Origin of the sequence: Vibrio hippocampi (assembly GCF_921292975.1) — a bacterium.
In the GTDB taxonomy this organism is placed as follows: domain Bacteria; phylum Pseudomonadota; class Gammaproteobacteria; order Enterobacterales; family Vibrionaceae; genus Vibrio; species Vibrio hippocampi.
Genome location: NZ_CAKLCM010000002.1, coordinates 866,617 through 875,739, shown reverse-complemented (window position 1 = coordinate 875,739; position 9,123 = coordinate 866,617). Strand labels below are relative to the sequence as shown.

The 9,123-nt window shown below is 42.3% G+C and carries 5 protein-coding genes; all 5 read left to right on the top strand.

Annotation, left to right across the window (positions count from 1 at the left end):
- The first annotated feature begins 384 nt into the window (after positions 1-384).
- The 5 genes from L9Q39_RS06420 to L9Q39_RS06400 are packed head-to-tail and all read left to right on the top strand — an operon-like array spanning position 385 to position 9,118.
- Positions 385-1,734, top strand: coding sequence for an HlyD family type I secretion periplasmic adaptor subunit (locus L9Q39_RS06420; RefSeq protein WP_237484269.1), 1,350 nt, complete (start codon positions 385-387; stop codon positions 1,732-1,734).
- A gap of 6 nt (positions 1,735-1,740) precedes the next feature.
- Positions 1,741-3,975 (top strand): ATP-binding response regulator, encoded by a 2,235-nt coding sequence (locus tag L9Q39_RS06415; RefSeq protein ID WP_237484268.1) that lies wholly within the window; start codon positions 1,741-1,743, stop codon positions 3,973-3,975.
- 13 nt (positions 3,976-3,988) lie between these two features.
- Positions 3,989-5,341: a TolC family protein gene (locus L9Q39_RS06410; protein WP_237484267.1), complete on the top strand. Its 1,353-nt coding sequence runs from the start codon at positions 3,989-3,991 to the stop codon at positions 5,339-5,341.
- Positions 5,342-5,362: 21 nt separating this feature from the next.
- On the top strand, positions 5,363-6,973 hold the full coding sequence (locus L9Q39_RS06405) for an ATP-binding cassette domain-containing protein (protein ID WP_237484266.1): 1,611 nt from the start codon (positions 5,363-5,365) through the stop codon (positions 6,971-6,973).
- 6 nt (positions 6,974-6,979) lie between these two features.
- A complete protein-coding gene (locus L9Q39_RS06400) occupies positions 6,980-9,118 on the top strand; it encodes an ATP-binding cassette domain-containing protein (protein ID WP_237484265.1) in 2,139 nt (712 codons plus the stop codon).
- The last annotated feature ends 5 nt before the right edge of the window (positions 9,119-9,123 follow it).

Genomic DNA, 9,123 nt, shown 5'->3' with positions numbered 1-9,123 from the left:
ATTAAAGAAAACTAATCCTAAACATCAAATTTATTTCCCACATTTTTATGGAAAAAAATTTGAAAAACAGGCAGCTAGCTACTTAATTACTATCATAAGTGAAAGATAATGTTAACCGGATTTAATACGGGAAAAAATTATAAATCCATGACGTCTAATCACAATGAAATAGCACTACTTTCGGCGGGTTACGATGACAAGAATGTTTTTCAACGATGAGGATACACCCGTAAAGCTCTCCAAATTGGAGCACATTGCTAAACATGAATTTTATCCACCAGTAGATTTGATTAACGCCATCAAACTTGATTCAGCGGTCCTTTAGAATCAAATCAAGCAATTAGTCAATAGTGGCAGCCATAACCAAATGAACACAGGTGTAATGTGAGCAAGAACCCCATTGAACAGCATCTTAAAAATGCGCTAATTTCGAACAACGCGTCTGAAGAGAGCACGCTAGATGACAGCATTGTACTGTCAAGCACAATGACGCCTGTTCACAAGACGCTGCTCGTTATTTTTTTCTTAATTCTTATCTCCACTATCGTTGCCTCGCAAGCGCGTATTGATATCGTCGTTTCTGTCCGTGGAGAGCTACTGCTTGATTCAGACATAGAGAAAGTACAGCATTTGGAAGGTGGGATACTGGATACATTACTGGTACACAAAGGTGATCTCGTTTATCAGGGGCAACCTATCGCTAGACTAAAAGCGCTAGAACGAAACAGCCAGCTCGATACCGTCAATACTGAGTTGGTTCAGTTGCAACTCGACAAAATCCGATATACCAGTCTTTTGAATATGGTGGAGCCTGACTTTTCACAATATCAAACCAGCCACCAAGATCTCGTTACAACCAATAGAAATACATGGCATCAAGAGTTCACCAAAAACCAATCCAACGAGCAGCTTATTTCCCATGATATTGAGCATAAGCAAGCCTTGATCCGTTCGATGAAAAAGCGCCGTAAAAGCTCACTCAATCAACTCAAGTTAATTCGGAAACAACTCGATATAAAGCAAACGCTCTATAAAGAAGAAATGGGATCCTATGTCGACGTTTTAAACATGCAGGTTCAAGAATCGAACATGGTTCGTGAGATAGAAAATCTTGATGAATCGCTAATGAACGAAGACTTTCAATTCAAAAAACTCGATAAGCAGTTACGCGACCTAATTGAGAATCGTAACGCGGAATACCAAGCCCAGATCATTCAGGCAGAAAAAGACATCAGAATCAAACAGCTTCAACAACCTCAGCATTCAGATAAAGTCGACCGATTAACGGTCTATTCTCCGATAGATGGTGTGGTCGATAAAGTTCACTTCAACTTTAAGTCTGCCATTGTACCTCCAGGAGAGAGTATCGCAGACATTGCACCACTCAATAATACTCTGCATGGCGAAGCCAAAATACCTCGTAAAGAGATGGGGTTTGTGGAAGTGGGACAGCAAGTTAAAGTCAAACTTGATACTTATAACTTTGCTAAATATGGATTTATTCAAGGCACGATTACCTCAATCAGCCGTTCCTCTTACGAAGAAGAAGACACGCAATTTTATTTGGCGGCAATCGAGCTAGAGAATAACTTCCTTGAGCGCTCTGGAGCCAAGTACAATCTGTCCCCTTATATGGAGTTTACCGCGGATATAAAAACCGGCTCGCGAAGGGTCATCGAGTACGCAGCGAAACCTGTAATGTCCGCAATCGAAGATGCGTTTGATGAGAGGTAGCCTTAAGTGAGTCTATCGAAACCCTATTTCACCTTTTCTTTATTCCGATTGTGCATCGCACTATCGGTCTTATTTACGCTCATTACCGCCGTGCTATTTTTCCAATGGAAAGCCATCACGCCACTAGAAACCACCAATGCGCATCCACTTGTCCGAGCATCAAAAAAACTCAATGAAGCGACAAGCAGTGTGACATTGTCGATCCAAGACTGCTTAATTGCCAACGATTGCAGGTTTGACCCTATTAACTCTCAACTTAACAACATCAAAGCCGATTTAGCGCAATTGATCGCCTCTGCATCGTCAGACAAAAGCCAGTTGAGTCTCGTTGGAGCGGTTGAATACGCTAACCTTCAACTCGCACTCTCTCGCTATCACCGCCACTCAATATCCCTAGACAGTCATCGAACACTCTATGATGCGTTAGTTGTCGCGAACATACGTTTGCAACAAAATCATCAAAATCTCGTTCTAGCGATACTCGCATCAGAACTCAATCAAAAGCAACGATACACTTATCAACTCAGCTTAGTTATCGTTGGCTTAATCGTCACCATTCTCGCGACAAGCCGTCTTTACTTTAGAAAAATCTCAAACATCAACCAAAACACGTTCAGCGAAAGTGAACGTATTGTCACGCTATCAAAGCACATCGAGCAAATGGACCCAGACCAGATCCGAGTTCAACTGAATGATACCAGTCTTGATAGCCACATGCGCCGCGTCTATTCGTTACTCAAACAGATATTTGAACAACTGGAGCGACAAAAACAAGTTAGCGACCTCTATAAGCAGCTTTATGCACTGATTGGTTACGAAATCAGAAGTATCACAACGACCATCAAAGGTGGGATCCAATATCTAGTCCAAGAGACCGACGAAAATGGCGTGTTGATGGCGAAAGACATCACCTCCGCCGCAAATACGCTATCTGAGCTTGCGGATAACTACAACCGTTTGATTTCTAAGGGCGGGGAAAATGAACACGCTGAATTCTCTTTGCCTAACACCTTATCCGAGTTAGTGATTCACTTAAGCTCAAAAGCAAGCCGCGAGCAGACACGACTAGAATGTTATATCGATAGCGGCATCCCAAATCGTACCGAGGGTCAATCTACCCGTCTGTTTTGGATACTGTTCTTGCAAATGTCGAGCGCCATGCAAGTTCAATCAAGTCAGCACCGCTTGTTCCACGTTCAATCGGGTGCAGCTCACAGCGTGGAAAAAACACGCCTGACCTTATCTTTGTATTTTTTGACCACTTCTAACGTGTCGTTAACTAAGCTGGAACAATTGCACTGGAGCGAACATCCAAATCCCCCCACCAGCAACGAAGAACTGGCTAAAACACTGCTCAATGAGGACAGTAATTTCCATATCCGTTGGAAACAATCAGGTCACCAGACGTGTTTTCAAATCGAGTTGGATTTAAAAGTAAAAGGCTACCTATCTGACGAAACCGAACTCAAAGATAGAAAGCTCTTGGTGTTATCTGATTCGCCTCTTCAAATTGACATCATTTCCAATACCTTAGCGCATACTGGAGCAACGATTGAAGGCGTAAAATCAACCAACGAACTATTCAAATTGGCGAGCAACTTCAAGCAATACGACGCCATTTTTCTGACTGATACGATTGAAAACAACAAACTACCCAGTTTATGCAAAACGGTTAAATCACAGTTAAAAAACGTTCCTGATACCAAACTGTTTATTTCTGTCTCTTCTGCACAATTAGCCCAAGAAGCCATTTCTTATGTAGATAAAATTTTCTACTCGCCTATTTTAGGTTTTGAGTTTATTCCAACGTTAGCCACGGCGTTAGACTCTGAATCTACCGAAGACAATGCACAAAATAGTTCATTTTTGATTGTCGAAGATGACCGAGTGCAACAAATCCTGCTCAAGCGAATACTGACTAAACAAGAGTATGAACCACATGTCGTCAGTGACGGTTCAATCGCGGTTGAACATTATAAGAGCTCGCGTTCAGATATTATCTTCATGGATTGTATTATGCCGGGAATGAATGGTCTTGAGGCCACCAAACTTATAAGGACTTATGAAAAACAGCAAGACTTTATACCCTGCACCATCATTGGTGCGACTGCATTAACCAGTAGTCAAGAACATCAAGCATGTATTGAAGCTGGTATGGATTTTGTCATCAGTAAGCCTTACAAGAATGAAGAAATCATTAAGGTAATAAACAAATATGTTGCTGTTCAAAAGCTCAACTAGAATCGGACTTGCTATGGCTTTATGCCTAGCTCCACTTTACTGTCAAAGTGCCAGTTTACTGGAGGCGGTAGAGATGGGATTGCAAAATAATCTCTCTGTTAAAGCGAGCATTAAGGGATTGGAAGAGAGCGAAAACAACATTGGGGTAAGCCGTTCTAAGTTCTTACCATCACTTACCGCCAGCGCCAATACAAATTGGGCTGAAAACAATGCCATTCGACGAGGGGAAAAAGACACGACCACGTACTCTCAAACCAGTGGGTTGGCACTGTCTTTATCACAAACTATCTTCAATATCGGTGACATATACAAATACCAAACCGCAAAACTCAACTACTCCGCCGAAGAGTTGTCGCACGAAGACAAAATACAAAGCACGATAGTAGAAATTGCCTCCAGCTACTTCGAGTACCTAAAGAATAATGCGCAGATTAAGGCAACGGAAGTTGAGCTAAAGTCGTCCGCCTCACGAGAAGCCCAAATGAGACGTAATGTTGAACTGGGTAACACCGCAGGCAGTGAGATGTATGAAGTGATCGCACAGCGGGAGGAAGTCAGCAATCGCTTGCGAAGTCTGCGTAAAGACCGAGATGTGATACTCAACGATCTGACACTGCTGCTTCAATATCCAGTCACTCCCTCCGAAGACTTATTGACCCGAGCTGAACTGGACCAATTTGACCGCTCCCAGATCCAAGTTCTCATCACTGATGCATTAAGATTCAACAGCTCCGTTCTTGTTGCACGCAATACCCTTGAGGTGACACGACAAGGCTTAAAAGAAAGCGCCGCTAATTTTATCCCAACCCTTTCAATGACCGCTGGGTATAACTATGACTACACCCATGACTTTGAAGATAGCGATGATGCCGCAGCAACAGGTAACAGCGACTCAGCCAATATCGGTCTTAACTTGAGTATTCCAATCACCTCTGGTGGCTCTGATTATTACGATTACCAAAAATCTTCAAAATCGCTTGAACGTCAAGAAATTCTCTACCAAGAGACGTTATTAACAACCCGAAATGAGGTCAATAATGTCCTTATGAGCATTAATGACCTCTCTCAGTCCGTCGCTAGTTACCAACGAATCATTCGAGCTAATTATGCCTCGTATCGTGGTATTCAAAGAGCTCAGAAACTCGGTACAAGAACGATTACCGACCTGCTTGCTGCAGAGAGTAAGCTGTTCAATGCGGTACGTGATTATCAAAACACACGCTATGACTACATGATTAATATCATTAACCTCGAGCGCTCAAAAGGTTCTCTATCTATTGAAGCCATTCAAAAATTAGCGCCATTAATGACAAAAATGACACCACAAACCGAAGAAGAACTGATCCCGATGCATCTTTTGGAATAATGGAACTGAGAGAATATTGATATGCAAACTAAACACTTCTCACAGCGAATCAACTTAGCCGATAAGCTTTACTTGACTGCGTCAACGGTGCTTTCCACTTTGCTCGGCTTAGTGCTGCCCTTTTCCATTCTTATTATCTTTGATCGAGTGTTACCTAATCAGGCAAAAGACACGCTGTTTCTGCTTTTTGCGATTATCTTGTTTGCTATCTATTTGGACTATTTACTAAAAGCTCAAGAAGAAAAAATATCCTCCGCACTGATGAGTCAGTTTGAAAGCAATTTAACCAACAAAGTATTCCGCTCAGTTTGCCTAGCCGAATTCTCTAAATTTCGCCAACGGGAACCCGGAGAATATCTTGAAAGAATCGCAACCATTCCAGAAATTAAGTCTTTTTTTGGCGGAGAATCGGTTCGAGCCCTTATCAACCTAGCAGTCAGTATCATCACAATAACGTTAATCGGCGTGATTAATACCGGTGCGGGATTAACGCTTTTATTGGCGTCAATCGCCTTAGCGGTAGCGGCAGTGAGACTTTCTGATAAAAAAGTCGCCAATCTACAGAGTAAATCAGATATCGAGGGGTTAACGACGTCTAAAATTATCGAGATAGTTTCAAGCCCGATGGATATCAAGGCTCGAAACATGGAATATCGTATCGAAAGCTTGATGACAGAGATGATCAAGGATCGAGAGAAAGAAGCCATTAACTATGAACAAATCGAGTCACACTTTGGGCTTATCTTATCCCTAACTCAACAACTCTCCATTGCTTGTGTGGTGGTTTTACTTGCGTCAGCGGTCATCAACTTAGAATCCAGTCAAGGTATTATGGCTGCTATCATTATGCTGACTAACCGTTACTTCGCTCCTTATCAGCAAGTCATGCGCACTTTAAGTCGTTGGAAATTAAATAAACTTCATATCCGACGCATCGGTGAAGTATTAGACTTGGTGACCGAGCAGGACAATAATAACGAACAACTCTCGGTAGAGCAGATAACGGTTGTCTTCCCTAATCGAACGCGAATTCAATTTAATCAAGGTACAGCTTATTTATTGACCGGCATAAGCGGTTCTGGCAAAACTCACCTCTCTTCGTGCTTATCAAGACAGAGAATTGACGCTCAATTGTTAATCACTATCAATGATAACCCCTTAGAAGCCATCAACTATAACACCTGGAAAAACAGCGTTATTCTCGTCAACAATCAAAGTACGTTTGTCGAGGGCTCAATTATTGATAACCTAACCTGTTTTAAACCGAAATCGAACACTGCAGCCTATGCGCTTTGTGAGACGCTAGGTATAAAAGCCCAGATAGATAGCCTTCCTGATGGTTTCTATACTCAACTCAGTGGCAATCAACGAGTGCCATTCTCACGACAGGTCGTCTACTCACTCTATATCGTGCGTGCAGTGCTTGCGGATAAACCCCTTGTTATTCTGGATGATATTGATGGCGTCTACGATGAGACCTTTGTCCGTAAGATTCTCGCGACCTTAATTACTCGCACTCAAAATAAGATAACCATTATTGCTAGCAACAAAATAAGCGCGACAGCAAAACTTAAAAAAGTCAGTCTGAGTCGTGAGTTTGAGCATAAAATTGCGCAGGAACAGGAAGGGTAATTCGCTATGAGTATTCTTATTGACTTTAATAATGTCGCTCAGAGGCTTGCTGACTTTGATACTCCTGCCTACCATGAGCGATATCAAGCTTCGCCTATAATCCGGGGGCTTGCCTACTTATTGATTTCAATCGAATGGGAAGGGACGCCGAATATTCTCAGTGATGCATTTGTCCCCCATGCCAACGATGCTAATAGTTTCCAACTCACCTTAGAAAGGATTGGCTATCAATGCAATGTCAACAAATTAAACAGTAACCGTGAATTGCTTTCCCAGCCTGATATATGCTTTGTCCAAATTGAAAACCTCTGCGCACTATACTTGGGTCACCACAACGGAAACATCGTCTTATTTGACTACGCCAACAATACCACCTTTGAAATAACACCAACGGACACCCCTTGTCGAACAGTGACAATCAGTGACTATTCTCGGTTATTTCGCGAGCCACCCCCAGAGTCACAAGATAAGTCCAATTGGATTAAGTACTCATTTTATCGCTACAACAGTGAGCTAAAAAGCCTCATTATCTTAAGTTTTGTTATTAGTGTGTTAGGCGCGCTGCAGCCTTTCTTTATTATGAGCGTTTACAACTTTGCATTAACGTCCAGCTCACAAGTCACCCTGTACTGGCTGACCTTATTCGCGGTTATTGTTGCTTTTTCTGAATATCTGTTTAAAAAACTAAGAGTCAAAATTATTAGTACCTCGGGTAAAGATCTTGCCGTTCATATTTCTAAGAATGTTGTCTCAAAACTGCTTTGGCTGCCCTACTCGATGACCTCCACGGCCGGCGTTTCCAGTCAGTTGGCTCGGTTAAAGGACATTGATAATTTCCGTCGTCTGGTCACCGCAGAATCAACATTAAGTTACTTTGATATGCCCTTTGTTATCGTTTTTATTATTGCTATTGCGATAATGTCTGGGACCGCTGCTATTGTGGTTTTTGCGGGTCTATTACTTATGCTGGTCTTCTGCGTTTATTCCAGATATCAATATACTCAGGCAACATCGAAAAGTTCACGAGCAAACGCGATGGTTTCCTATCAGTGGAACGAAATACTCCGTGGTATCCGCACAATACAAGGTTTGCCACTACTAAGGGTTATACAATCTCGGTTTAGAGCCTGTCACAGCCAAAGCTCTGAAGACGCCGAACGCGTTGCGGTTACAAACAGTAAGGTACAAGCCGCTGGCGGAAGTTTGATTCAGGTAATTGGTACTGCAAGTATTGTCGTCGCTGTACTCGGTGTGATGGATGGAACCTCTGATGCCGGTGCGATGTTAGCGACAGTGATACTTGTTTGGAAAGCGCTCGGTCCGATAATGGGAATCTATAACTCAATTTCAAAGTTTCAATCACTTAAAGCCTCTGCCGCACAGATCAATAATCTCATGTCACTCAATGACGACAAGCTAACCTTGCATAAGAGCCCGCCTATTCGCCAATTTGACGGATTGATCACCGGCAGCGGCATCAGTCACCGTTATCAAGGGGCAACAACGGGGTTAACTAACCTCGGTTTCAAAATCCCGCCGCGCTCAAAAACGGTGGTTGCTGGCGCATCGGGATGCGGAAAGACAACGCTACTCAATATTATCTCTGGTATGGAAGAGCGCTATCAAGGGGCGGTTTATGTCGATGGATATAATATTAAACAATTTAATAGCTTTAGGTTTAGAAAAGCGATTTGCCATATCCCATTCGAGTTACATATATTTGACGGCAGTGTGGAAGCCAATTTTATTTTTCACAGCGGTCTTATCCCAAAACAGACTATGCTCGACTGGTTATCATTTTTTGATTTAATGAAATGGATGCCAAATGGCTTAGAAACCGAAATATCAATGGATATAGTGCAAGGTTTACCTAATAGCGTCCAACAAAAACTGCGCTTAGCTTTAGGGCTGGGAAATATAGAACAACAAATAGTGATTATTGATGAACCATTTTGCGGCTCCGAAGCAGAAAACGCGCACTATTTTAAACAGCTTTTTAGCGACAAACTCTCTGAAAAAACCGTCATTTTCACTTCAAATGACACCCATTTAATTTCCACCACTAATTTTAGTTTAGTTCTTGAACAAGACGGAAATAGCAAATACTTCGGTATGACCGATAAGTACTTGGCGAGTTTAGGGTGAGGCAG

Bases quoted from the DNA above. Each gene is read 5' to 3' on its own strand.
- L9Q39_RS06410 (WP_237484267.1), top strand. From the start codon at position 3,989: ATGGCTTTATGCCTAGCTCCACTTTACTGTCAAAGTGCCAGTTTACTG.
- L9Q39_RS06405 (WP_237484266.1), top strand. From the start codon at position 5,363: ATGCAAACTAAACACTTCTCACAGCGAATCAACTTAGCCGATAAGCTT.
- L9Q39_RS06400 (WP_237484265.1), top strand. From the start codon at position 6,980: ATGAGTATTCTTATTGACTTTAATAATGTCGCTCAGAGGCTTGCTGAC.